This is a genomic window from Moorena sp. SIO3I6, from assembly GCF_010672095.1.
On the sequence record NZ_JAAHHU010001111.1, the window covers coordinates 1 to 1,668 of the forward strand.

The 1,668-nt window shown below is 45.9% G+C and carries 3 protein-coding genes; all 3 read left to right on the forward strand.

Annotated elements, in window-relative coordinates:
- Positions 1 to 178 precede the first annotated feature (178 nt).
- From F6K49_RS46685 to F6K49_RS46690, 3 genes are read left to right on the forward strand one after another with little or no spacing between them, the layout of a single operon-like run.
- Positions 179 to 376, forward strand: a complete 198-nt coding sequence (locus tag F6K49_RS46685) for a hypothetical protein (RefSeq protein WP_293109288.1) — start codon at positions 179 to 181, stop codon at positions 374 to 376.
- Complete coding sequence (locus F6K49_RS54025) at positions 373 to 555, forward strand: transposase DNA-binding-containing protein (RefSeq protein ID WP_366514338.1); 183 nt, start codon at positions 373 to 375, stop codon at positions 553 to 555. The genes F6K49_RS46685 and F6K49_RS54025 overlap by 4 nt, the downstream gene beginning before the upstream one ends.
- The gene (locus tag F6K49_RS46690) at positions 555 to 1,310 is read left to right on the forward strand and encodes an IS4 family transposase (protein WP_293109290.1); all 756 of its coding nucleotides are present in this window, start codon (positions 555 to 557) and stop codon (positions 1,308 to 1,310) included. Before F6K49_RS54025 ends, F6K49_RS46690 begins: the two co-directional genes overlap by 1 nt.
- The last annotated feature ends 358 nt before the right edge of the window (positions 1,311 to 1,668 follow it).

Here is a 1,668-nt window from a genome sequence, read left to right on the forward strand (position 1 = left end):
GAGCAGGTATTCGGGTTTTTTGCGTGGATTTGGATCCCCCATTATCCCCCTTAATAAGCTATCCATTAGGCAAAAGTAGTCGAAACAGTGATAGAGACTAGGATGTAGGCAAGGATGGGGAGAGGAGTGGTGAGAACCAACCATTATTAACTGGAGTATAGACTAACAGGGGTTTCCCTTGACTGTGTACGCTAATCTAGAAGTGCGATCGCGTTTAATTCGGTGCACCAAAGCAGGAGTGGACAGTGAAGCGGAGGTTGTGAGAGTATCAAAGGCATGCATTCAATTAGGGGATGAAGAGGAACACATGAAGGATTGGATCACCCAGGAGATAAATCCGAAATTTTTCAGGACATACGCCACGCGAAAAGATTGAGAAAGACACTTCTGGTCTTAAGTGAGCATCCAGCAGAAACAGTACCAAAAGCGAGTGGAAATGCCAGCGAGAGCCAAAGTATTTACAGGTTTTGGTCAAATAAGAAAGTGAAACAGACTGACTTATTGGCTTCACACAGGGAAGCCGTAGTGAAGAGGTGTGTCGGTCGCCGTGAGTAGTGCTGGCAATACAGGACACGACCGACTTGGAGTATACGACACATGAAGCCACGAAGGGTTTGGGATATATCAATCAGACCAAGCAGCAAGGAATCAAAGTTCATAGCTGTATAGCGGTGAGTGCCAAAGGAGAGCCATTGGGACTGCTACATCAGCAGAGTTGGACAAGAAAGCACAGGAGTGGAAAGAAAAAAGAACGCAAGAAAAAAGCGATTCAAGAAAAAGAAAGCTATCGATGGTTACAGACTGTTACAGGAGCTGAGGAAGGACTAGCCGAAAAAGCGAAGCTCATACATGTTGCTGATCGCGAGGCCGATATCTTTGAGTTGTTCGCCCAAAAGCGCTGTGCCAATAGCGAATTACTGATTCGAGGAGAGTATAACCGCAGGGTGAAAGAGGAAATGGGATATCTTTTGCCGACGATTGAACAAAGGCTAATCTTAGGTAAAATGACCATCAACTTAGAGCGTAATCCCAAACGTGGAGCTCGTCAAGCACTATTACAAATCCGAGGGATGAGAGTCACTCTGGAAGTGCCTCAACATCACCCCAAACCCCACAATCTCCAGCCAGTGGAAATCAATGTACTACTCGTAGAAGAAACTGAGAAACCTGCTGATGGTAGTCCACCCATTCGTTGGTTATTGCTCACCACTCTACCCATTGACAATTTTACTCAAGCTTGGCAATGTGTGCAGTGGTATAGTTATCGGTGGCTGATCGAACGCTTTCACTTTACACTCAAAAGTGGCTGACGCGCGCGAAAAACTTCAACTTCAAACCCGAGAGCGTTTACTCAAAGCACTGGCTACTTATAATATTGTTGCTTGGCGACTAATGTGGTTGACGTAATCTCGCTCGACTTAATCCCGATGCTTCTTGCCAAGTTGTTTTCTCTCCACCGGAATGGAAGCTCTTGCGACGTAAATTTCAACCCAAAAACTGCTCGAAAAAACCTCCTACTCTTGCGTTTTGCTCTGATGAGCGATTGCACGCTTGGGTGACATCATTCGGCGTAAATCAGATGGCAAATTAGTACTGATTGACTTCGGTGCGGTTAAACAAGTGAGTACTCAGATCCTGGAAGGGGGCAACACTGGCTTTACGGTTGCT